The 21,320-nt window shown below is 67.9% G+C and carries 20 protein-coding genes; 16 read left to right on the top strand and 4 right to left on the bottom strand.

All coding sequences use genetic code 11. The annotated features are described in order from the left end of the window. Positions 1 to 62 precede the first annotated feature (62 nt). The 5 genes from ACIA8C_RS25745 to ACIA8C_RS25725 all read left to right on the top strand — a co-directional run bounded on the left by ACIA8C_RS25745 (position 63) and on the right by ACIA8C_RS25725 (position 7,758). Positions 63 to 2,084: a heavy metal translocating P-type ATPase gene (locus tag ACIA8C_RS25745; RefSeq protein WP_397138893.1), complete on the top strand. Its 2,022-nt coding sequence runs from the start codon at positions 63 to 65 to the stop codon at positions 2,082 to 2,084. Positions 2,085 to 2,483: 399 nt separating this feature from the next. Further along, the gene (locus tag ACIA8C_RS25740) at positions 2,484 to 2,951 is read left to right on the top strand and encodes a GNAT family N-acetyltransferase (protein WP_397138891.1); all 468 of its coding nucleotides are present in this window, start codon (positions 2,484 to 2,486) and stop codon (positions 2,949 to 2,951) included. Positions 2,952 to 3,031: 80 nt separating this feature from the next. Next, positions 3,032 to 3,733, top strand: coding sequence for a response regulator (locus ACIA8C_RS25735; protein WP_397138889.1), 702 nt, complete (start codon positions 3,032 to 3,034; stop codon positions 3,731 to 3,733). Between the two features lie 205 nt (positions 3,734 to 3,938). Then, the gene (locus ACIA8C_RS25730) at positions 3,939 to 5,147 is read left to right on the top strand and encodes an ATP-binding protein (protein ID WP_397138887.1); all 1,209 of its coding nucleotides are present in this window, start codon (positions 3,939 to 3,941) and stop codon (positions 5,145 to 5,147) included. A gap of 70 nt (positions 5,148 to 5,217) precedes the next feature. Next, positions 5,218 to 7,758: a DUF4153 domain-containing protein gene (locus ACIA8C_RS25725; RefSeq protein WP_397138885.1), complete on the top strand. Its 2,541-nt coding sequence runs from the start codon at positions 5,218 to 5,220 to the stop codon at positions 7,756 to 7,758. Between the two features lie 73 nt (positions 7,759 to 7,831). On the opposite strand, the gene ACIA8C_RS25720 is transcribed toward ACIA8C_RS25725, so the two are convergent. Together ACIA8C_RS25720 and ACIA8C_RS25715 are read right to left on the bottom strand one after the other, a co-directional pair. Continuing rightward, positions 7,832 to 8,293, bottom strand: a complete 462-nt coding sequence (locus ACIA8C_RS25720; RefSeq protein WP_397138883.1) for a VOC family protein — start codon at positions 8,291 to 8,293, stop codon at positions 7,832 to 7,834. Then, positions 8,290 to 8,868, bottom strand: coding sequence for a DinB family protein (locus ACIA8C_RS25715; RefSeq protein WP_397138881.1), 579 nt, complete (start codon positions 8,866 to 8,868; stop codon positions 8,290 to 8,292). The genes ACIA8C_RS25720 and ACIA8C_RS25715 overlap by 4 nt, the downstream gene beginning before the upstream one ends. Before the next feature lie 57 nt (positions 8,869 to 8,925). Here ACIA8C_RS25715 and ACIA8C_RS25710 point away from each other — a divergent pair, with 57 nt between their 5' ends. Then, positions 8,926 to 9,399 carry a WYL domain-containing protein gene (locus tag ACIA8C_RS25710; protein WP_397138879.1) on the top strand — a complete coding sequence of 158 codons (474 nt, stop codon included), beginning with the start codon at positions 8,926 to 8,928 and terminating at the stop codon, positions 9,397 to 9,399. Between the two features lie 164 nt (positions 9,400 to 9,563). Further along, entirely contained in the window at positions 9,564 to 10,712 is a 1,149-nt protein-coding gene (locus ACIA8C_RS25705; RefSeq protein WP_397138877.1) for a glycosyltransferase, read from the top strand. A gap of 446 nt (positions 10,713 to 11,158) precedes the next feature. On the opposite strand, the gene ACIA8C_RS25700 is transcribed toward ACIA8C_RS25705, so the two are convergent. Then, entirely contained in the window at positions 11,159 to 11,557 is a 399-nt protein-coding gene (locus tag ACIA8C_RS25700; RefSeq protein WP_397138875.1) for a winged helix-turn-helix transcriptional regulator, read from the bottom strand. 174 nt (positions 11,558 to 11,731) lie between these two features. On the opposite strand from ACIA8C_RS25700, the gene ACIA8C_RS25695 reads away from it, so the two are divergent. Both ACIA8C_RS25695 and ACIA8C_RS25690 read left to right on the top strand, forming a co-directional pair. Beyond that, positions 11,732 to 12,373, top strand: coding sequence for an FMN-dependent NADH-azoreductase (locus tag ACIA8C_RS25695; RefSeq protein ID WP_397138873.1), 642 nt, complete (start codon positions 11,732 to 11,734; stop codon positions 12,371 to 12,373). 369 nt (positions 12,374 to 12,742) lie between these two features. Beyond that, a complete protein-coding gene (locus ACIA8C_RS25690) occupies positions 12,743 to 13,372 on the top strand; it encodes a hypothetical protein (protein WP_397138871.1) in 630 nt (209 codons plus the stop codon). 381 nt (positions 13,373 to 13,753) lie between these two features. Here ACIA8C_RS25690 and ACIA8C_RS25685 read toward each other — a convergent pair whose 3' ends face one another. After that, complete coding sequence (locus ACIA8C_RS25685; protein WP_397138869.1) at positions 13,754 to 14,557, bottom strand: thioesterase family protein; 804 nt, start codon at positions 14,555 to 14,557, stop codon at positions 13,754 to 13,756. Between the two features lie 170 nt (positions 14,558 to 14,727). Here ACIA8C_RS25685 and ACIA8C_RS25680 point away from each other — a divergent pair, with 170 nt between their 5' ends. From ACIA8C_RS25680 to ACIA8C_RS25650, 7 genes are all read left to right on the top strand, one after another. Continuing rightward, positions 14,728 to 14,922, top strand: a complete 195-nt coding sequence (locus ACIA8C_RS25680; protein ID WP_379291285.1) for a hypothetical protein — start codon at positions 14,728 to 14,730, stop codon at positions 14,920 to 14,922. Positions 14,923 to 15,042: 120 nt separating this feature from the next. Continuing rightward, positions 15,043 to 15,669: a fasciclin domain-containing protein gene (locus ACIA8C_RS25675; RefSeq protein ID WP_397138936.1), complete on the top strand. Its 627-nt coding sequence runs from the start codon at positions 15,043 to 15,045 to the stop codon at positions 15,667 to 15,669. Positions 15,670 to 15,784: 115 nt separating this feature from the next. Continuing rightward, a complete protein-coding gene (gene sigK, locus ACIA8C_RS25670; RefSeq protein ID WP_397138867.1) occupies positions 15,785 to 16,450 on the top strand; it encodes an ECF RNA polymerase sigma factor SigK in 666 nt (221 codons plus the stop codon). Between the two features lie 67 nt (positions 16,451 to 16,517). Continuing rightward, positions 16,518 to 17,243 (top strand): anti-sigma factor domain-containing protein, encoded by a 726-nt coding sequence (locus ACIA8C_RS25665; protein WP_397138865.1) that lies wholly within the window; start codon positions 16,518 to 16,520, stop codon positions 17,241 to 17,243. 64 nt (positions 17,244 to 17,307) lie between these two features. Beyond that, entirely contained in the window at positions 17,308 to 19,479 is a 2,172-nt protein-coding gene (locus ACIA8C_RS25660; RefSeq protein ID WP_397138863.1) for a molybdopterin-dependent oxidoreductase, read from the top strand. 68 nt (positions 19,480 to 19,547) lie between these two features. Next, entirely contained in the window at positions 19,548 to 20,327 is a 780-nt protein-coding gene (locus ACIA8C_RS25655; protein WP_397138861.1) for a helix-turn-helix domain-containing protein, read from the top strand. Beyond that, a complete protein-coding gene (locus tag ACIA8C_RS25650; protein ID WP_397138859.1) occupies positions 20,324 to 21,247 on the top strand; it encodes a fructosamine kinase family protein in 924 nt (307 codons plus the stop codon). Before ACIA8C_RS25655 ends, ACIA8C_RS25650 begins: the two co-directional genes overlap by 4 nt. Positions 21,248 to 21,320: the final 73 nt, after the last annotated feature.

The raw sequence follows: 21,320 nt of genomic DNA, 5'->3' as shown, positions 1-21,320 counted from the left end.
CGGCACGGTGTCGATCAAACAGAATCTATGCAAACATAGCGATCTATGCATATGATGGCGGCATGGGTACAGCGGAACGAGGCGAGCACGGGCATGGAGCGGCATTACTGGGCGAGCGGTCGGAGCTGATCTTCGCGATCGCCTCCGGCGTCACCTATGCCGCGGGTATGACGGCGAAGTACCTGGTGTCGGCGCCGGAGTGGGTGGCGCTCGTGTTGTTCGCCGCGACCTACTTCTTCGGCGGCTACTTCACCATTCGCACCGCGATCGCCACCGTGCGCCGGGGCCGATTCGAGGTCGACTTCCTGATGCTGGTCGCGGCGGTCGGCGCGGCCTTGGTCGGCAAGTGGGCTGAGGGTTCGGTGCTGCTGTTCCTGTTCAGCCTCGGGCACGCGCTCGAGGAGTACGCGATGGGTCGCGCGCAGCGCTCGATCGAGGCACTCGCCGAACTCGCTCCGGACACCGCGCTGGTGCGCGGGCCCGACGGCGTGGTGCGCGAGGTCGAGGTGGGTGCGCTGGCGATCGGGGATGTGGTTGTCGTGCTGCCGAATTCGCGGCTCGCCGCGGATGGTGTGGTGGTCGACGGGGTGAGTAGCGTCGACGAGTCGTCGGTGACCGGTGAGAGCATTCCGGTGCAGAAGGCGCCGATCGCCGACGCGGCCGCCGCGCTGGCGAGTAGTACACCCGTACCGGAATCGCATCGGGTGTTCGCGGGCACCATGAACGGCTCCGGCGCGATGGATGTGCTGGTGACCAGCCGGGCCGCGGACAGCATGCTGGCGCGGGTCATCACGATGGTGCGCGAGGCCGACACCCAGAAGTCGCCCACCCAGCGATTCATCGACCGCTTCCAGCTGTTCTATGTCCCGGTCGTGCTCGCCGGCGTGCTCGGCGTGCTGGCCTTCGGCGTGTTCGCCGCGTCGGAACCGTTCGCCGACAGCTTCTATCGAGCCATGGTCGTTCTGGTGGCCGCGAGTCCGTGTGCGCTGGCGATCGCGACCCCGAGTGCGGTGCTGGCCGGGATCGCCCGGGCCGCGCAGGCCGGTGTCCTCGCCAAGGGCGGCGGACCACTGGAGACGCTGGGCCGGGTGCGGTCGATGGCGTTCGACAAGACCGGCACCCTCACCTGGGGACAGCCCAAGGTCACCGACATCGTCGCGGCCCGTCCGGAACTGCGCGACGAACTGATCACCACCCTCTTCGCGGTCGAGTCCTACAGTGACCATCCCCTGGCCGGCGCGATCACCCGCGACCTCGCGCTATTGGTGCCCGCCGGTGCCGAACGGGTGGCGACCTCGGTGAATTCGGTGACCGGTCGCGGCGTCACCGCCCTGGTCGACGGTCGCGCCACCGAGGTCGGCAACCGCACCATGTTCGTCGAACTCGATCCTGAGGGCGTGCCAGGCGACATCCTCCAAATCGTCGACGAACTGCACGAGCGTGGCCGCACCACGATGATCGTCCGGCACGCGGGTGTTTACCTGGGCGTCGTCGGCGTGATGGACATCCCGCGCGCCGAGGCGGCATCCGTTGTCGCACGACTGCGCGAACTCGGCATCGACGACATCGTCCTCATCTCCGGCGACAACCAGCGCGTCGCCGACGCCGTCGCCGCCGACATGGGCCTGAACGCCGCACACGGTGGCCTGCTCCCCGAGGACAAGGTCACCATGATCGGCAAGCTCGGCGGCCGCAACGGCACCGCCATGGTCGGCGACGGCGTCAACGACGCGCCCGCCATCGTGAACGCCTCGGTCGGCATCGCCATGGGCGCAAGCGGTTCCGCCGTCGCCTTGGAAACCGCCGACATCGCTTTGATGGTCGACGACATCGGCCGCCTACCCTTCGCGGTAGCCCTGAGTCGTCGCACCGCCTGCATCATCCGGCAAAATCTCGCCTTCTCGCTCTTGATCGTCGCCGCGCTGGTCCCCGCCACCTTGATCGGTCTGCCCATCGGCCCTGCGGTCTTCATCCACGAAGGTTCCACCCTCCTCGTCGTCGCGAACGCCCTGCGGCTGTTGCGCTTCGGACGTGGCGCCGAACATGAGGGCATCGACCACGAGCCCCGGCCCGCTACCGAGTAACCGGCGGGAGCTGAACTCGGCTCGCGGATCATGTACGGGAGAACATGCGCCGGTCACTTGCTATCCGATGACCCGGTGGGCGTCGTCGAACGGGGTCCTTGACCATGAGCCCGCTGATCGAGTGAACGACCGGCTCGGCTGAGCGGGCTCAATTGGACCCAGCGCGAGGTACCACCAGACGGCGAACACGAACTGCCGCGGACCCGGTAATCGAGTAGCCGCAGTTCCTCCGCTGGGCGGGCCGCAACTGGCACGCGATGCGAGTAAGCATTCGATGCTGTCCCGCTCGTCGGATCGGGACGACGAGTCACCCGACGGCCGGACTTGTCCAGTCGCCCAGCGGGATTGGCTCAGCTTCGGCTGAATCACTGTGTCGCGGACTGCTGGCAGAATCGTGAGATGCGTGTGACGGTACGGCCGGGGCGTTCGGATGAGGCAGCGCTGCTCAGCGATCTCGCATTGCGATCCAAGGCCTTCTGGGGTTACGACGAACAGTTCCTTGCGTTATGCCGAGACGAGCTCACGCTCGCCCCGCCGGAGATTGTCGCGAAACGGACTGCCGTCGCAGAGTCGGATGGGGTCGTGGTCGGATTCGTGACCGTCGAAGGGACCGCGCCCGTCGGTGAGCTCGGGATGCTCTACGTCGCTCCCGAGGCGATCGGGAAGGGGATCGGTGGCGAGCTGTTCCGGTACGCCGTCGAAACCGCTCGCACTGCGGGCTTGCAGCGTCTGGTGATCGATGCCGACCCGAACGCCGAATCGTTCTATCGCGCGATGGGCGCGGTCAGAGTCGGCAACGTCGCGTCCGGCTCGATCCCCGGCCGCGAACTGCCGCTGATGGAAGTAGACGTGCCTGTCGCGCAGTAGCCCCTGACACCGGCCCGTCAACACGGAATCTCCACATTTGGTGCCGGACCTCTCCACAGCGGGTGGCTAGGGTTCCGGACATGGAACAGAGCGGAGCGGCTGGGGGACAGCTGGCGCGGCGGATTCTGGTGGTCGATGACGAAGTGACCATTGCGGAGTCGGTGGCGGTGCGGCTGCGGGCCGAAGGGTTCACCGTGGACTTGGCGCATGACGGGCCGGGAGCGGTGGCCGCGGCGTCGGCGCTGTCGCCCGATCTGGTGGTGCTCGATGTGATGTTGCCGGGGTTCGATGGCCTCGAGGTGTGTCGGCGAATCCAAGCCGAACGCGCGGTGCCGGTGCTGATGTTGACCGCCCGTACCGATGAGACCGATCAACTCGTCGGACTCGGCGTCGGCGCGGATGACTACCTGACCAAACCGTTCTCCCTGCGCGTCCTCACCGCCCGCGTGCACGCACTGCTACGCCGCGTGGACCGCGCCGCCGACCGCGACGGCGACACCATCATCGTCGGCGACCTGCGCATCGACGTCGACCAGCGCCGCGTCTGGCGCGCCGACATCGAAGCCCAGCTCACCCCACTCGAATTCGACCTGCTCACCCGCCTGGCCCGCCGTCCCCGCGTCGTCCTCGCCCGCGAACGCCTCCTCGAAGAAGTCTGGGACTGGGCCGACGCCGCAGGCACCCGAGCCGTCGACAGCCACGTCAAAGCCCTACGCCGCAAACTAGGCGCCGACCTGATCCGCACCGTGCACGGCGTCGGCTACGCACTGGAGACGCGATGATGCGCGTGCACGCGGCACTCGATGCAAGGCCACTCGATACCGCGCCTGCCCGCCGAAAAGCGCGCGAGACCTCACAAGCTCAGCGCACACGCCCTGATCTCCCGCACACCGAATCGCATGCCAATTCGTGTGCGAGGAATCAAGGGCTGTGCGTGAATCAACGCCCTACAAGGCAGACGAGCAACCGTGTGCCGTCGGAGGCGCGATGAGTGCCGACCGTGCGGCGCCCGACGAGAGTGGCGCACCTGGCGAAGGGACCGCGCTGGACGGGGGAGCCGCCCGGGACAATGACGTTGTCCCGGTTTCAGTTTCGGGCTTAGCTGGTGCTGCCGGTGGCGTGGGCGATGATGGTCGGGGGGAGGGGGCGGCTGGAATCCATGGGTTCGTCGAGCGACTGCGGGTGTTGTCGGACAAGGTGGCGGAGGTTTTGCCGCGGCCGTTGGATCCGGTGCGGTCGATCAAGGTGAAGCTGGCGATTTTGATGTTGTGTGCCGGGGGGATCGCGTTCGGGTTCTTTCGGATCAAGATCGGCTGGTTGCCGCCTAAGACGACGCTGGCAGCGGTCGCGATCGCGTTGGTGACCTCGCAGTTCCTTGCGCACGGGATCACCAGGCCGTTGCGTGAGATGACCGCGGCGGCGAAACGGATGGCGCACGGGGATTACACGCGGCGGGTGCGGGCGACGTCACGGGACGAGGTCGGGCAGCTGGCGGCGGCGTTCAATCAGATGGCCGCGGATCTCGCGGCCGCGGACCAGCAGCGCCGTGACTTGATCGCGAATGTGTCGCACGAACTGCGTACGCCCATCACCGCATTGAGCGCGGTGCTGGAGAACCTCGTCGACGGGGTGTCCGAGCCGGATCCGAAGACGTTGCGCACCGCGCTCGCCCAAACCGAGCGGCTGAGCCTGCTCGTCTCCGAACTACTCGACCTGTCCAGCATCGAGGCGGGTGCCTTTCCGCTCGACCGCGAAAGCCTGGACGTCGCACCGCTGTTGGCCGAGGTCGTCGCCGAGGCGGAGGTCGCCGCGGCGGCGCTTGGCCGGGGCGTGCGATTCACGACGGACGTACAGCCCAGCAACATAGGCGTTTTCGCCGACCGTGCACGTTTGCATCAAGTGCTGCTCAACCTGCTCGACAACGCGGCACGGCACGGCCCGGCGGGCGGCGAGGTCCGGGTCACCGTGCGCAGGCACGCAGGCAAATTGGTGATCGAGGTGTCCGACGACGGACCCGGCATACCACCGGCCGAACGCGCCCGTGTCTTCGACCGCTTCACCCGCGGCGGTCGCACCGCGGGCGGCGGCACCGGTCTCGGACTCGCCATCTCCCGCTGGATCGTCGATCTACACGGCGGCACCATCGCTGTCGCCGACCCCGGCTCCCGTATCCGCGTGGTCCTACCCGGCCACTGACCCAGCCACACCCGCGCCCGGACCGCACGAGGTCCCGGGGGCGGTCCCGCACACCCTCAGGAGGGGAAATATGTCCGAAACATCCGAAACGCCATCGCCGTCGAGACCTGACGGGCACCAAGCACCTCGGCCTGTCGAACGCACAGACTCCAAACCCAGCGCCGGAGCGACGCTGCTGGCGGACGCGGCGCGCACCGACACCGGACCGGGATACGCACCGTCGCCCACGACAGATGCGCCGAGTCCGGTGCTGAACCTGCTCGCGCAACCGATGCGCATGCCCCCGCCGCCACCGCCGAAATGGCGTCGCGTCGCCAGCCCGCCCGGCGTGCTGCCTGCCGCATGCCTGGCGGGATTCACCGGCGCGGCCCTGATTCCGTTGGACCGCCCCGGAATCGGCTGGTTACTCACCGGATCGGTTGCCGTCGGCGCGGTGTACCTGGTCGATCGCAACGCTCGCAGGTCGGTCCGGAACGCGAGCGCCGCACCGGACTTGATCGACAACGATCGGTCTGCGGCCAGTAATTCCGCATCGCCGGATTCAGTACGTGGTGCGGTGCTGCCGCCAACCGCGACATCGAATCCCGGAGGGGAGGATTCGACACACGGTGCCGTGCTGAAATCCGCCGCGACATCGAATTCCGGAGAGGAGGTTTCGACGTCCAGTACGCAGGCGGACAAGATCCGGGACGCTGAGGAAGCCAGCTCGGCCGTCGCGAATGCGCGACCCGAACGAGGTGCCGCGCCGGCGAGCACCGCGACATCGAATTCCGAAGAGAAGGATTCGGCGTCCGATGCGCAGGCGGACAAGATCCAGGTCGCTGAAAAAGCGGGCTCGGCCGACGCGAATGCGCGAGCCGATGAACTCGGGGAAGCCCAAGATTCGGCTGTACCGGGTCCGCGAGATGCGAGGGCGTCGAAACCCGATGCGCCGGAGTTGAAGTCCGGCCCCGCTTCGACCACCCTGGCCGATGCCGCCGATGCCGCCGATGCCGCCGATGCCGCCGATGCCGCCGATGCCGCCGATGCCGCCGATGCCGCCGATGCGGATGCACCCGGTTCGCGAGATACGAGGGCGTCGAAACCCTGTGCGCCGGAGTTCGAATCCGGCTCTGCGTCGACCAGCCCGGCTGATGCCTCGAACGATCCGGCATCTTATGTTCCCGAGGCCCACTTCAACGATGAGGGCTCGACCGAACGGAATCCGCAGCCTAGTGGGTCCGGCGATTCCGTAGCGGCCAGCCCGGCAGCCTGGGATGAGCCGAACACGGACGTACCGAATTCCGCGGTCGCGGACCAGGATTCCGGGTCCGCGACAGACCGAGATCGCCGGTCTACTTCGGCGGCGGAATTCGCTGCCGACAGCGAGGCCCGGTCGACGGGCCTGTTCGGCGAGAAGTCAGCGCGGATTTGGTGGGCGGGAATGTTGCTGGCCCTGCTGGCGGTGGGCACCTTCCGTGCGGCGGGCTGGTTGTTCACGCTGTGCGTACTGGCAGCGTGTGTCGCCGGATCGCTGGCGGTCGTGGGGCGTCGGTCGGCGAGCGGAGTGATCTACGACGTGCTCGCGTGGCCCATCGCGGCGTTGGCGGGTATTCCGTGGGTGTATGTGCGGCTCGAGCGGTCGCGTGGGGTCAAGTCGCAGCGCGAGCGGGGCATCGCGCTGTCGGTGATCGCCACTGTCGTCTTGCTCGCGGTGTTCGTTCCGCTGCTCGGTGGTGCGGACGCGACGTTCGCGAAACTGCTCGAGTCCGTGACACCGGAGGTCGACAGCGACCGGACGGTCCAGTGGATCGTGTTGTTTGTCGTGGTCGGGCTCGCCGCGATCGGTGCGCTGTACGTGCTGGCCTGTCCGCCGATACCGGCCTCGGAGTTCGTAGGGGCAGACCAAGGGCGAACGCTGAGCCGCCTGGAGTGGGCGCTGCCGGTCGGCGCGCTGACCGCCCTGTTCGCGGTGTTCGTCGGTGCACAGTTCGTGGCGTTGTTCGGCGGTGACGACTATGTGCAGCGCACAGCCGGACTCACCTATGCCGAATACGCGCGCAGCGGGTTCTGGCAACTGTCAGCCGTCACCGTCTTGACCCTCGCGGTGATCCTGGTCGTGCTGCGCTGGGCCGCGACGGATTCGGCGGCCGACCGGCTGTGGTTGCGTGTGCTGCTGTGCGCGGTGAGCGTGCTCTCGCTGATCATCGTCGCCTCGGCCCTCGGCCGCATGTGGACCTACCAGCAGGCCTACGGCTTCACCGTGCTCCGCCTGCTGGTCGAGGCCTGTGAACTCTGGTTCGGCCTGATCTATCTGCTGGTGCTCGGCGCGGTGTTGAGTCTGCGCCGGATGTGGTTGTCGCGCGCGGTGATCGGCACCGCCATGGCTACTCTGCTCGCGCTGGCCATCCTGAATCCGGAACGCCTCGTCGCCGACAAGAACATCGACCGCTGGCAGCACGGCAAGGCCATCGACACCAAATACCTGGCCGAACTGTCCGCCGACGTGCTGCCCGCGACCGACCGGCTTCCAGAACCGTTGCGCACCGAGGTCCGCAACCGGATCCGTGACCACCTCGACCCCGACACCTGGCACAGCTGGAACCTGTCCCGCGCGGACGCCAGAAAGTGACTGCATCCGCAACATCGCACACCGGCTGACGAGCGGAACCTGGCTGCGCCGAAACGCAACCAGGTCCCGCGCGTCAGTCCAGGCAGAACTCGTTACCCTCGGGGTCGGTCATCACGATGTGGCCCGCGCCCATCGGCGGCTCGGGCTCGTAGCGCTGTACCCGCTTCGCACCCAAGGCGATCAGGCGATCGCATTCGGCTTCCAGCGCCGCCATCCGTTCCGCACCTTGCAGTCCGGGCGCCGCACGGATATCGAGGTGTACGCGATTCTTGGCGACCTTGCCCTCCGGCACCTGCTGGAAGAACAGTCGCGGGCCCTTCCCGTCCGGATCCTCGATGGCCGAGCGCGTGTTCCGCTGTTCGGGCGGCACACCGATACGCGCGAGGAACTCGTCCCACGCGGCCAGCGGGTCGGTGCCTGCGGGCACGTCGACACCGGGCGGGCCGGGGTGCACATAGCCGAGCACGTCGCGCCAGAAGGTCGACACCGCCGCCGGGTCGTGTGCGTCGAAGGTGACCTGGAATTCGCGGCTCATCGGGTTGCTCCATTCGTGGTGTGCAGGTAGAGGTCGCGCAGCAGGCAGACCTCGGACAGATGATGGATCAGCTCGCGGTGGATGTGCAGCACCAGATCAGCCATGGACGCCTCGGGATAGGGCTCTTTCGAGCCGACCGGGATCGCGAGCTCGGCATCGGTGAGCGTGCGCACCCCGGCCAGCCAGGTGCCGACCTGGGTATCGAGCTGATGGAGTGCGGTGGCGGCACAACCGGCGTACTCCCAGGTGTCGTATGACGCGGCGTCCGTGCCGAAGTATGCCGCGTTGCGCGCCGCGAGCACGCCGACGATGACGTGACCCAGTCGCCAGGCAATCGTGGTGAACGGTGCCGGGTCCGGCGTCGGGAAGGCGTAGTCGATGGTGAACTCGCCGCCGCCGGCCTGCACCGGCGCGGTGGAGGTGCCCCGCGGCCGCACGCTCCAGCCGTCCGGCACCGGCGACCAGAAGTACTCGTCGTCGGACAGGCCGGCCAGTCGCGCGCGTATCTGGTGATCCCAGTGGAACTCCCACTGCTCGCGCAGCGTCCGGTTCCAGTCCAGGTCGTCTACTTCCATGCGGATACCCTGGCACGCCTAGCGGACAGATCCGGTCCGCTATCTCCGGCAGTGTTGGTGAGGTGGACGTGGCAGGCGCGGCGGGTCGAGCCCTATCGGCTGGTCGCCTCGGACCGGCGCTGGTACCTGTTCGCCTTCGACCTCGATCGCGACGACTGGCGCACCTTCTGCGTCGACCGGATGACCGAGGCGGCCGCCCGAACGTGGCACTTCCGCGCACGCGTCACGCCGGACGCGGGCGCGTACGTGCAGGAGGGTGTGGCCAGCCGCGTCTATTCGCGTCAGGCTCGCTTCCTCGTGCACGCACCGGCCGACGTTGTCCGCGCGCAGATCCCAGCGTCCGCGGCCGTCGTCCGGCCGCGCGACAGCGAGCACTGCGAAGTGCTCAGCGGCGCCGACAACCTCGACGCCGTGCTCTTGCGCATGGTCTTGTTCGGCCATGACTTCCAGGTGCTCGACCCGCCAGAGCTGGCGGCGCGCTGCCACGAATTGGCCCGGCGGCTGCTGACGGCCGGTACCGCGGACTCCTGAACGTTAGGTGAGCAGCTGATCCAACTGCGCGGCTTACCTGCCGAAACTGTTGCGGAACAAGGGGGTTATGGCCTGGGTTACCCGAAGGTAACGGTCGCCGGAGGTTTCGGCGGTAGCGTGGGCGGCCGCGAGCATCGGCTCGTGATCGAACGAAGGTGATTTTCGTGAAAGTGCTGTTCAGTGCGACTCCGGCCTATGGCCACATCCTGCCGCTGGTGCCGCTGATGCAGGCGGCCGTCGATGCCGGACACACCGTCGGGCTGCTCTCGAGCGCCGGGTTCCGTACCGCGATCACCGGTGAACTTCCCGGGAACGTCGAGTTTCTCCAGGCTGGTGTGATGCCCGATAGGTTCTCCCAGGAGGCGGCCGACCGCACCGGCGCTGATGTCTTCCATCCGACGCCCTGCGTCATCGGGGAGATCTTCGGCGGCGCCCGAGTCGACCTGGCCGTCGATGAGAGTGTCGAGCGGGCCTTGGGCTGGCACGCGGATCTCGTCATCGCCGAACCGTTCGACGCACTGGGACCGATCGTCGCCGCCCGGCTCGGCATTCCTTGGCACAGAGCGGGTCTAGGCCCGGCCCTCCCGGCGATCATCACCGAGGAGATCGATCGCGCGGCCGCGATCCGATACCGACGACTAGCTCTGAACCCGGTCGCGCCCGCGAGCTACCTCGATCCGTGCCCGCCGCAACTCCAGGATCCGGGCTGGACACCCGCCACCGCGGTACGGCCGATCCGGCCACAAGCCCACCGCCGCCCGGCGGACGTCGTTCTGGAGCTGCCCGACTTCGACGCGGCCGAACGGCCAACGGTGCTGGTCACCTTCGGCACCATCTTCTCCGACCCCGACACGCTCGCCGCGGCCGTCGCGGCGGTCGCGGCGGTCGCGGACACCGGAGTCGATGTCATCGCCACGCTCGGCGCATCCTTGCGCCACCCCACCGCACCCCGGCAGCACACGGCCGCAACCGATTCGGCGCGCGTACGCTACGTGCCCTTCGTCCCGTTGGCCCAGCTCCTCGACCGAGCCGACCTGGTCGTCGGCGCAGGGGGCGTCGGCACCATCCTCGGCGCCCTCGCCCGCGGCCTGCCCATGGTGCTGTGGCCCCAAGGCGCCGACCAACCCATCAACGCTGCCCGCGCCGCCGCGTCGGGAACCGCGCTCACCGTCGACTCGGCGCCCGCGATCTCCGCGGCGGTGACGAAGGTGCTCGACAACAGCGCATACCGCGACCGGGCCCGCGAGGTCGCCGACGAGATCGCCCAGCGCCCCGCGCCCGCCACGGTGATCACGGAGATCACAAACCCGTAGCACCAATACCTGAACCGGCCCGGTTGAGCGCCGATGATGCTGCTGGACAGTCGATCAGGTGGAACTGATGTAGTTGGCCTCTCGGCCGATGCTGCCACGGGTTCCCCCTGATCATCTGACCAGCGGAGCTGGCTGCGACTGTGTGGGATTGCGGGCGTTGATCTTTCGAGGTGTCACGCGGTCTGGCGTCGGATGCGGCCAGCGGCATAGTCTTTCGATCAGGTAGGGGTTAGGCGTGGCCAGTCGTGCCAGCATTGGCAGTCGGCCGCACGGCAATGCATCCAGCCGGCGCACTCCTCGTCCGGTTTCCACAGCGTGTCTTCGGAGATCGGGTGCGGGCACAGGTCGCAGACGTGCGGTGGTGTCGACGGCGGGCTGGCGCAGTCATGAGCAGCAATCATTGACGATCGACCCGGATTCGGGGCGCGGCGCGTTCTACCGACAACTCAAGGTGTGGTGGCGCGTGCATGATGGTCGCGAATCTCGTCGTGGTGGTCGGCGGCCCAGCCGACCAGGGAGGCGACGATCTCGTGCAGGCCGCGCCCGAGTGTGGTGAGGGCATACTCCACGCGTGGGGGGACTTCGGCGTAGGCGGTGCGGGTGATCAGGCCGTCGTGCTGGAGTTGGCGCAGGGTGAGGGTGAGCATGCGCTGGGAGATGCCGGGGACTCGGTATTGCAGGTCGGTGTAGCGCAGGGGTCCGGCGTCGAGCGCGGCGATGACGAGCAGGCTCCACTTGTCTCCGACGCGGTCGAGGATCTTGCGGATGAAGTCCATCTGGTCGGCGGGGATGTTCGCGCACGGGCCTGCGGCGGCCGCGGCTCCCGATCTGTTGCTGACGTCCATGGCACACATTCCTCTCCGTCACGCACACCGCTGTGCCTTTTGTAGCGCCTCCAATACTGGTCCATCATGGCGCTACGCACAAAAAATAAGAATTGGAGGTACGTGGCGGAGGTGGACATTCGGTCCGCAACGACACTGCCCCCGAGCAACTTTGGAAAGGCCGGGAAACCTCTCATGTCGTACCTGCTCCACATCGATACTTCCGCACTCGGCGAAGGCTCTATCTCCCGTCAGATCGCCCAGTCCTTCCGTGACGAGTGGCAGGGGCCCGTCGTGCACCGCGACCTCGCGGTGACCCCCGTGCCGCATCTGAGCGCGGCGGGGGTCACCGTTCGCGTCACCGACCCAGCCGACCGCACCGTCGAGGAAATCGAGGCGCTGGCGATCCAGGACGAGCTGATCGAAGAGTTCCTCGGCGCCGGCGCTTACCTGTTCACCGTGCCGCTGTACAACCTCACCGTGCCGTCGGTGTTCAAAGCGTGGCTGGACCAGATCCTGGTCGTCGGGCGCACCATGAACCTCACGGGTCCGGTGTCGACGGCCGGTCGCCCCGCGGTGGTGGTCTCCGCCCGTGGCGGCGGCTATGGACCGGGCACCCCGAAGGAAGGCATGGACCATCTGGTGCCGACGCTCGAGCACATCCTGGGCGAGGCCATCCTGGGTCTGGACCTCACTGTCATCACCCCCGAACTCACCATGGTTCCGCATGTCCCGGTGATGGCACCGCTGCTGCCGCTGCACGAGGCGTCCATGCTCGACTCGCACAATCAGGCTCGCCGCCTGGGATCGGCCCTATCCAGCCGGTCCGCCGCCTGACCCCAGTCCGATGGGCGATGCCGCACACTCTCGGCCCGCACACCGCGACTTGGGTCGCCACCTCGATCCGGTCGGGTTACTCGACTGTTGCCACCATGTTCTACCGGGCAGCGTGTTGGTGCAGTGGCTGAGAGTGTGCGGGTCGGGCAGGCCCTTGTGGCGCGGGCGGGTCGGACGGGGCAATAGCTGGGGCGCGGGTTTTCGCGTCCGGCGACGGCAACCGAAGGGGCTCACCGAAACCGGCAGTCCGGTCTGTGATTCATTCGAACGGCATGCTGGCCAAAGGTGTGCAATCTTGTTACTACGCAACGGCATTGAGGGTGTCCCGGGGCGCTGAACAGGCACCGGTAAAGGGGGTGCGGCGGAACCATGTCGTCGTCCAACGTTTCCGGGGGGAGTTCCGCCGCGCACCGCGGGCGGCACAAGGTGGTAGCGCCGTTGTGGCCAGGGATGATTCCGGCGTCACTGCCGCAGCGCTGGCATGCCCAGCGCCGGAATCGACCGTGGCTGTTCGGGTCGGCGGCGGTGGTCGGTTCGATGGCCGCGGTCGCGGTAGTGATGGTGTACACGGCGTCGGCGAGCGCGCCGCGGCAATCGGCCTCGTACGCGGATCCGGTGCTCGGCGGGGGACCCGGCTGCGAACCGACCAGGAACGATCAGCTGGTGCGCGGCAACGGAACCGGATCGACCACCTCGGGACCCGATGTCATCCTGGCCTTCCAGTACGCCTACTACGTGACCCGCTCGGGGTCCGACGCGCGTGCGGTCACCACGACGGACGCGTCCGTGCCGCCGGTCGATGTGATCAGCGCGGGCATCCGATCCGTTCCGGCGGGCACCCAGCACTGCGTGATGATCACGCCGATGGCCGACGGTCGCTTCGACGTGGTCATCACCGAGATCCGCCCCGACGCCGCCGTCCGCACCTATCGCCAGTTCGTCACTGTCACACCAGGTCCGGGCGTAGTCTCCATCGCCAAGATCGCACCGCCGACTTGATCGGACTGTTGAGCCACGCCAGCGGCAAGGTGTCGGCTGGCCCGAGTCCGACCTTGCTCGCGGCGGTGCGTCTTCGATCACCAGATTCGACACTTCGTTGATCTGCGCGCTCGGCTTCGATGCCATAAGGGACGGTGGCAGAACGGCGGTCGGGCTGGCCTGTGTACCACTCGCGACGACCGTGCTGCCCGCTGAACCCGGATCCACAAGCCCGCACCCGACAGTTCGCGACTTACGCCGAGAGGTTCGCGAATCACCCCGACTGGGACCGGGCAGGGCTGATGCCGGATAGCGCGATGGCGGCACCGCGGTCAGTTGACGGCCCGCGACCGACGATGGTGCCCGGCCGGACCCACATGATCGCACCGGGCAGTCCGCGGCCTACGTCGAGACGATCGCCAACTGCCGTGACTGCGCGACCAAAGTCCCTGTGCTGTCCCAGATATCGAAGTCTTCCTCGTGGAACCCGTCGATCAGATAATTGGTGGTGACCCGGCAGGCCAGCCAGCCGGGGACCGGACGGTTGCGGATATGGACTGTCAGTTCGATGGTGGCGGAGCCGGGGATACCGAGGTCGAACACGATCGGTGCCGCGGAGTCGACCAGGAACGCCAGTGCGATCGGATCGGCGTCCCGCCCGTCGGCCAGCCGCACCCAGAACTCGGTGGACGAGGTCCCGCCGGGCTCGCCACGCCAGAAACCGGGCACCTCCGCCATCCGAGCCTCGGTTCGTTGCGAGATCGGCGGCCGTTGGTTCCGGAACGCGGCGAACGCGTCGACGCATTGGTCCGGCGGGGGCAATGCCGGCGGTTTGCCACTGACCATCGTCGGTCCGTCGGCGGCCGCCAGATCGGTGAAAGTGGCCAGCACGCGCAGGATTTCCTTGTCATCGCGAAGCAGCGTCGCCTGCCCGGTCGCGGTGCGCCGCCCGACCCGGGCGACATCGGTGGTGATCCGTGCGGGCCCAGGACTACCCGGGCGCAGGAAATGCGCGGACGCGGAAAGCAGATCCGGCTGCGGCAAGTCGTGGCGCAACGCCTGTAAACAGCTGGCCAGCAGATACCCTCCATTCGTTGTGCCGATGAAGGTGGTCCATCGGTCCGACAGCGTCAGCCCGAACTCGTGCTCCCCGACTCGTGCACTGGCCGTATCGCTGTCGAACACGAAATCCGCCGTAGTAGTCATCCCACGATCCTGCCTGCCGAACGGGACATGAGCGAGCGCGCAGTCGATGTTCGCCGTGACCGTGTCCCGCTCGGCAAAGACTAGCCAGTCCGTTGCTGGTTGCTGTGCGAAGTACTAGTGCGGCTATTGGACGTGCGCTCGTCGAGCGCCCCGGCGAAAGGGACAGACAGATGCAGACGTTTGCGATGAATGCCGATATCGCTGATTGCCGGGTCGACCCCGGCCCGATGTCGGCAGCACGGGCACACCGGGCGATGCAGATCCATTTGGACTGTTCGGTGGACACCTGCCGGGTGCGCCGCCGGGCCCGCGGCATCCTCGTGCAGTCCGGCGCGATGATCCTCGACCCGCGCGCGGATCGTTAGCTCGAAAAAATTGGCGCGATCCAGACCCATCCGGGTCGGCGAGCCAGGCGAATTCCGTTCCGTCCAATGCCAAGCACGGCTTCGAGCCGTATCGACGGAAGCGAAACACCGATGACTGTAATGCGACGTTCGGTCGTGGCGGCGATGATGCTGACCGCGGTGGTGGGTGCCTCGGCCTGTTCGAGCGACAAGTCCGAGGACACCGCCGCGCCGTCCTCGACCGCGGCGCTGACCACCTCGACCGCCGCGTCGGGCGATCTGGTCGGTGCCGGTTGTAAGGCCTACGCCCAGCAGGTGCCGACCGGTGCCGGTTCGGTCAGTGGCATGGCACAGGATCCGGTCGCGACCGCGGCCTCGCACAATCCGCTGCTGACCACGCTGGTCGCCGCGGTATCCGGTCAGCTCAATCCGCAGGTGAACCTGGTCGACACGCTCAACGGCGCACCGTTCACGGTGTTCGCGCCGGTCGACGCGGCGTTCGCGAAGATCGATCCGGCCACCGTGGACGCGCTGAAGACCGACTCGGCCACGCTGACCAAGATCCTCACCTATCACGTGGTGCCGGGCCAGGTCGCGCCGGACAAGATCGCCGGCACGCACAAGACCGTCGAGGGCGCCGACGTGACGGTCACCCGCAGCGGCGATGACATCAAAGTGGGCAACGCCTCGGTGATCTGCGGCGGAGTGAAGACGGCAAATGCGACGGTGTACCTGATCGATACCGTGCTGATGCCGCCGGCCGCGTAACCTCGCCACACCCATAGTTCGGAATGGTCCTTCCCCTCAGGAGTCGTGCTCGCCGTGTTGCTGCCGCAGATCCATTCCAGATCCGTCCCCGCCAGCGATCGACGCGGAGGTGGGCATGCCGAATGAGCCGAAGCTCGCCGCGATCCGCCTGCGCCGCAACACCGGCGGGGGCGGACCGCCGGTGCCGCCGTCGTGCTCGACCGGCGCGGATCCGGAGGAGGCCGCCCGGTCGCGGCGGCTGGTCGAACTGCTCGACGCTGTCGCGGACGGCGATCGCGATGCCTTCACCGAGTTCTATCGGGCGACCAGCCACCGGGTGTTCGGCTTGGCGCTGCGCATCCTGCGTGGGCACGCGGCGGCCGAGGAGATCACCCAGGAGGTGTATCTGCAGGCGTGGTCGCTCGCGGCGGGATACGACCGGAAACTGTCCAGCCCGATGGGTTGGCTGATGATGCTGACCCACCGGCGGGCGGTGGACCGGGTCCGCCGCGAGCAGTCCGCCGCCTCCCGCGACATCGCCTACGGCCAAGCGAATCTGGGCCGCGACCACGACGTCGTCGCCGAGGAGGTCGGCCAGCTCCTCGACGAGCAGTCGGTACTGGACTGCCTGGACACCTTGACCGCCATCCAGCGCGAGGCCGTCGCGCTGGCCTACTACAGCGGCCGGACCTACAGCGAGGTCGCCGACCACCTCGAGGTCCCGCTGCCCACCATCAAGACCCGCATCCGCGACGGATTGAAGCGGCTCGAGAACTGTTTGACAGGAAGTGATACCGCATGAGCGAGCGCACTGATGGCGCAGCCAAGCTCTCGGTCGTGCCGGAGCTGAGCGTCAGCGAGGCGCGGGCATGAGCGAGAACGGGCGGGCCGCAACGGATCTGCTCGACCTGGCCTACCCGTACGCGATGGACGCGGTTGCCGAGCTCGAGCGTCGCACCATCGAGCACCGGTTGGGGGAAGCCGACGAGGCCACGGCAGATGCATTCGCCGCCATCGTTTCCGGGGTGCGCGAAACTTTGGCCGCGCTCACCGTTCTCGACGCGACCGCGCCACCGCCTGACTTGGAGGCGACGTTGCTGCGGGCCCTCGATGCGGCGACCGGAGTATCGGGCAAGTCCCGCAATCGATTCGAGCGGTTGCGCTGGCTCGCCGCGGCGGTCGCGGTGGTGGTGGCCATCGGAGCGGGGGTGGGTGTGCTCATGCACCGCAGCGCCGATCCCGGCTCGCCTGAGCTCACCGCGCAAATGGTGCTGGAACAACCCGATGTGCTGGTGAAGTCGGTGCCGGTCACCGGTGGCGGCACGCTCACCATCCGTACCTCGAATCGAATCGCCGCTGCCACAGTTTCTTTCGAGTCGGTGTCGGCGCCGCCGTCCGGTCACGCCTATCAGGTCTGGCTGATTCCGCTCGGTGGGACGGCTCGCTCCGCTCGGGTGATGACCGAGCTGCCGGCTTCCGGGCCTGCCATGGTGACTCGCTTCGATGCGATCGACACATTGGCCGTCACCGTCGAACCGGCCGCCGGTTCACCGACGCCGACGACGCCGACGATCGCCAGCGTGAATCTCACCTGACCCCAGCTGCCTTCCGCGCCCGCGGTATCGCAGCTTTCCCATCCCGACAAGCAGGGAGACTGCGATGAAACAAGCTGTGGCACAAGCACGCCCGAAACAGGTCTTCAAGATAGCCGCCGCGGGCCTCAGCGGTGTCTTGGCCGCGCTGACGGTGCTTGGCGTCGGTCATCTGGTCGCCGCGGTGATCGACCCGGCCGCCTCGCCGTTCTACGCGATGGGCGCCTCGGTGGTCGACCATACGCCACATGCGTTGAAAGACGCCGCGATTCGCCACTTCGGCAGCAACGACAAGCTCGCGCTGTTCGCGTCGATGGCGGCGGTGATGGTCGTCTTCGCCGCTATCCTCGGCGTGCTGGAACGGCGACGCCCGCTGGGTAGCGCGCTGCTCGTCCTGTTAGGCGGCGTGGTTATCGGAGCCGCACTCCAACGCCCAACGGCTACACCATGGTTCGCGATACCGACACTGGTCGGGGTCGTGGCAGGTGTGGTGGTGCTGCGGGTGCTCATCGGCCTGATCGGTGCGGGTGACCGTGCGCTCGGCGGCAAGTCTGCGGCGCGGTGGGAGTCGACCGCAGGTGGTGCTCTGGCATCGACGGGGTCAGCGCGGGATGGCGGTCCGTCATCGATCGGTTCAGCGTGGAGGGACGAACGCGATGAATGGCGCGATCCAGGGGCGGACGGCGTGCCGGGGGCCGGATGGTCCTCGTCCGAGTCGAGTGGTGATCCCGATGCGCAGGAGGGGAAAGGGAAGCGGCAACCGGGCGGTGCGCGGCCTCCATCGACGTCGAGTGGTGGTCCGGACAGGTGGCGCGACCAGGGGGAAGACAGCCGAGAATCAGATACTGGACGGAACTCTTCGGCGGTCGGCAGGGGGAGTGCGATGTGGCGCAGGTCGGATGGCAGCCGATGGGGCGCTCGACGGCATTCTTGCGAGCCGACTGCCGGTCCCGAGATTCGGATCGAGCCGGAGGTAGGCGGCACGCCCGGACCGAGTAGCGGACGGCAGGCCGGGCGAATCGGTGCTGAGCGGGCGTCGGATGCGCACGGTGATTCGAGCTCGGCGGGTGACGCGGGACGGGAGGGCGAGGCGGGATTGGAGGACGAGGCGGGATCGGCGTCGGGCCAACGACCTGGTGCCGGACCTGCCGTGGCTCGCGATTCGGGTGGTGCAAGTGCGTCACGACGCCGTTTTCTGGCGATGGCAGCGGGTTTCGGTGCGGCGGCGGTGGGTGCGGCGGTCGCGGGGAAGTGGCTCGGTGCGCGGCTGCACGACGTGGTGGCCGATCGGGCGGGGTTCCTGGTTCCGCGGGTGGCGGTACCGGCTGCCGGACCCGGTGTGCGGCCGTCGGTTCCGGGGCTGGCCGAGTTCGTGACTCCCAATGATCGTTTCTATCGAGTCGACACGGCGCTACAACTTCCCGCGCTGACCAGCGCCGACTGGCGGCTGCGGATCCACGGAATGGTCGATCGCCCAAGGGAATTGGATTTCGACGAGTTGCGTCGCCGGGTGCCCGTCGCACGGATGATCACCATGACCTGCGTATCCAACGAGGTCGGCGGCGAGTTGGCGGGCACCGCGGTCTGGACGGGATACCCGCTGGCCGACCTACTCGCCGAGGTGGGTGTGCGACCAGAGGCCGACCTGCTGCTGTCCCGCAGCATCGACGGATTCACCGCGGGCACACCGGTTTCCGCGGTGACCGACGGCCGTGACGCGCTACTGGCGATAGGCATGAACGGCGAACCGCTGCCGATCGCCCACGGCTATCCCGCGCGCCTGATCGTCCCAGGCCTCTACGGCTACGTCTCCGCCACCAAATGGGTCATCGACCTAGAACTCACCCGCTTCGACCGCGCCAAGGCCTACTGGACCGAACGTGGTTGGGGCGCAAAGGCACCCGTCAAAACCGCATCCCGCATCGACGTGCCCGCCGCATTCGCCACCGTCCCAGCGGGCGAGCTCACCATCGCAGGCGTCGCATGGGCCCAACATCGCGGCATCGACGCCGTCGAAATCCAGATCGACGACCAGCCATGGCAACCAGCCACCCTCGCCGACGAATACTCCACCGACACCTGGCGCCAGTGGACCTACCGTTGGCCCGCCACCCCCGGGCCGCACACCCTGCGCGTCCGCGCCACCGACCGCACCGGCACCACCCAAACCGACCACCGCACCCCACCGTTCCCCGACGGCTCCACCGGTTGGCACAGCAGGGTGATCACTGTGCGCTGAGCGGGGAGTCAGGCGGCATTACCTGCGAGGTAATCGTCGTGGGGCCGGGTTGTTCGTAGGATCGGGGAGTGAGTACGCAAACAGCTGGTGATCTGCTTCGGCATTGGCGGCTCGAGCGCAGGCTCAGTCAGCTGGAGTTGGCGGGGCGCGCGGAGACGTCGGCTCGGCATCTGAGTTTCATCGAGACCGGTCGCGCGACGCCGAGCCGGACGATGCTGGCGCATTTGAGCGAGCACCTGGAAATCCCACTGCGCGAACGCAATCGGCTACTGCTCGCCGCGGGCTACGCGCCCGCCTACGCCGAACCCGCACTCGATACGCCCGCGATGGACGCGATCCGCGCCGCGATGCGGCAGATCCTGCTCGGCCACCAGCCGTACCCGGCATTGGCCATCGATCAGAGCTGGACGATGATCGACGCGAACGCCGGCGTGGCGCTGTTTCTCGCCGGCATCGATCCCGCCCTGCTGGCCCCGCCGGTGAATGCCTTGCGGTTGAGCCTGCACCCCGACGGCATGGCGGGTCAGATCGTCAACCTCGCGGAGTGGCGCGGCCATGTGTTCGCGCGCCTGTCCCGCCAGGTAGAGGTCACCGGCTCGCCCGAGCTGGCGGAGTTGCGTGACGAGCTGCTCGCCTATCCCGGTGGTGAAATCGACCCGGCCCTGCCCGAGCCCGACCAGACCGTCGTCCCACTCCGGCTACTGAGCAATGGCCACGAACTGTCCTTCATCAGCGTCACCACCGTCTTCGGCACCCCCATGAACGTCACGGTCGCCGAACTCGCCATCGAATCGTTCTTCCCCGCCGACGAGGACACCATGAAGCGCCTCACCGCGCAGACCCCATGACCCTCGCCGACCGCCTCGGCGCACTCCTCGACACCTCCGTCCGCGCCGTCACCGACCTCGGTTTCAGTCACGCCTGGAGCCTGCACCGCGCGACGCTGGCGACCGGACGCGATGTCTTCGTCAAATCCGCTGCCGCGCCGACCACGGTCTTCGCCGCCGAAGCCGCAGGTCTGCGCTGGCTCGCCACCGGGCTCGCGCCTGGCACAGTCGCTGAACGACCCGACCGCGATCCCGGCCAACTCGGTGCGGGTTCGGTGGCCTCGCCGCTGCTCGCCGAAGTACTCGCCGCCGATGATCGCACGATCGTGCTGCCCTGGCTCGACGACGTCGAACCGACGCCCGCCGCGGCTGAGCTGTTCGGTCGGGAACTCGCCGCGCTGCACGCGCATTCACCCGAAACGTTCGGCGCACCGTGGCAAGGCTGGATCGCCGAACTACCCCTGGACAACACCCCCTCCGCCGGTCCATGGGCCCAGTGGTACGCCGAACGCCGACTCGCGCCCTATCTGCCCCAGGCCGCCGCACACCTCGGCCAGGACGGAACCCGCTTGCTGGAGAAGGTCCTCGACCGCATCGACACTCTGGCAGGCCCACCGGAACCACCCGCCCGAATCCACGGCGACCCCTGGTCCGGCAACATCCTCTGGACCCCCGAACGCGCCACCCTCATCGATCCCGCCGCCCACGCGGGCCACCGCGAAACCGACCTGGCCATGCTCGCCCTCTTCGGCGCCCCCCACCTCGACCGAATCCGCGCCGCCTACAACGAAACCCACCCCCTCGCCGACGGCTGGCGCCTACGCATCCCCCTACACCAACTCCACCACCTACTCGTCCACGTCGTCCTGTTCGGCCCCAGCTACCGCTCCCAAACCCGCACCGCCGCCACCGCCGCCTTACGCTCGCCGAACGGGACATGAGGGCGCGCAATCCGGTGTGTCAGCGCCACCATGTCCCGTTCGAGGATGCGTCGCTAGGGGGCCGGGCGCCTGC

It is taken from the genome of Nocardia sp. NPDC051321 (genome assembly GCF_044455225.1).
In the GTDB taxonomy this organism is placed as follows: domain Bacteria; phylum Actinomycetota; class Actinomycetes; order Mycobacteriales; family Mycobacteriaceae; genus Nocardia.
This window is presented reverse-complemented; position numbering and strand designations above follow the sequence as displayed.

Excerpts from the sequence above, each read along its gene's own strand:
- ACIA8C_RS25715 (WP_397138881.1), bottom strand. The coding sequence starts at position 8,868 with ATGGAAGTAGACGACCTGGACTGGAACCGGACGCTGCGCGAGCAGTGG.
- ACIA8C_RS25695 (WP_397138873.1), top strand. The coding sequence starts at position 11,732 with ATGTCGTACCTGCTCCACATCGATACTTCCGCACTCGGCGAAGGCTCT.
- ACIA8C_RS25730 (WP_397138887.1), top strand. The coding sequence starts at position 3,939 with ATGAGTGCCGACCGTGCGGCGCCCGACGAGAGTGGCGCACCTGGCGAA.
- ACIA8C_RS25700 (WP_397138875.1), bottom strand. The coding sequence starts at position 11,557 with ATGGACGTCAGCAACAGATCGGGAGCCGCGGCCGCCGCAGGCCCGTGC.
- sigK (WP_397138867.1), top strand. The coding sequence starts at position 15,785 with ATGCCGAATGAGCCGAAGCTCGCCGCGATCCGCCTGCGCCGCAACACC.
- ACIA8C_RS25740 (WP_397138891.1), top strand. The coding sequence starts at position 2,484 with ATGCGTGTGACGGTACGGCCGGGGCGTTCGGATGAGGCAGCGCTGCTC.
- ACIA8C_RS25680 (WP_379291285.1), top strand. The coding sequence starts at position 14,728 with ATGCAGACGTTTGCGATGAATGCCGATATCGCTGATTGCCGGGTCGAC.
- ACIA8C_RS25675 (WP_397138936.1), top strand. The coding sequence starts at position 15,043 with ATGCGACGTTCGGTCGTGGCGGCGATGATGCTGACCGCGGTGGTGGGT.
- ACIA8C_RS25690 (WP_397138871.1), top strand. The coding sequence starts at position 12,743 with ATGTCGTCGTCCAACGTTTCCGGGGGGAGTTCCGCCGCGCACCGCGGG.
- ACIA8C_RS25735 (WP_397138889.1), top strand. The coding sequence starts at position 3,032 with ATGGAACAGAGCGGAGCGGCTGGGGGACAGCTGGCGCGGCGGATTCTG.
- ACIA8C_RS25660 (WP_397138863.1), top strand. The coding sequence starts at position 17,308 with ATGAAACAAGCTGTGGCACAAGCACGCCCGAAACAGGTCTTCAAGATA.
- ACIA8C_RS25725 (WP_397138885.1), top strand. The coding sequence starts at position 5,218 with ATGTCCGAAACATCCGAAACGCCATCGCCGTCGAGACCTGACGGGCAC.
- ACIA8C_RS25665 (WP_397138865.1), top strand. The coding sequence starts at position 16,518 with ATGAGCGAGAACGGGCGGGCCGCAACGGATCTGCTCGACCTGGCCTAC.
- ACIA8C_RS25685 (WP_397138869.1), bottom strand. The coding sequence starts at position 14,557 with ATGACTACTACGGCGGATTTCGTGTTCGACAGCGATACGGCCAGTGCA.
- ACIA8C_RS25650 (WP_397138859.1), top strand. The coding sequence starts at position 20,324 with ATGACCCTCGCCGACCGCCTCGGCGCACTCCTCGACACCTCCGTCCGC.
- ACIA8C_RS25745 (WP_397138893.1), top strand. The coding sequence starts at position 63 with ATGGGTACAGCGGAACGAGGCGAGCACGGGCATGGAGCGGCATTACTG.
- ACIA8C_RS25720 (WP_397138883.1), bottom strand. The coding sequence starts at position 8,293 with ATGAGCCGCGAATTCCAGGTCACCTTCGACGCACACGACCCGGCGGCG.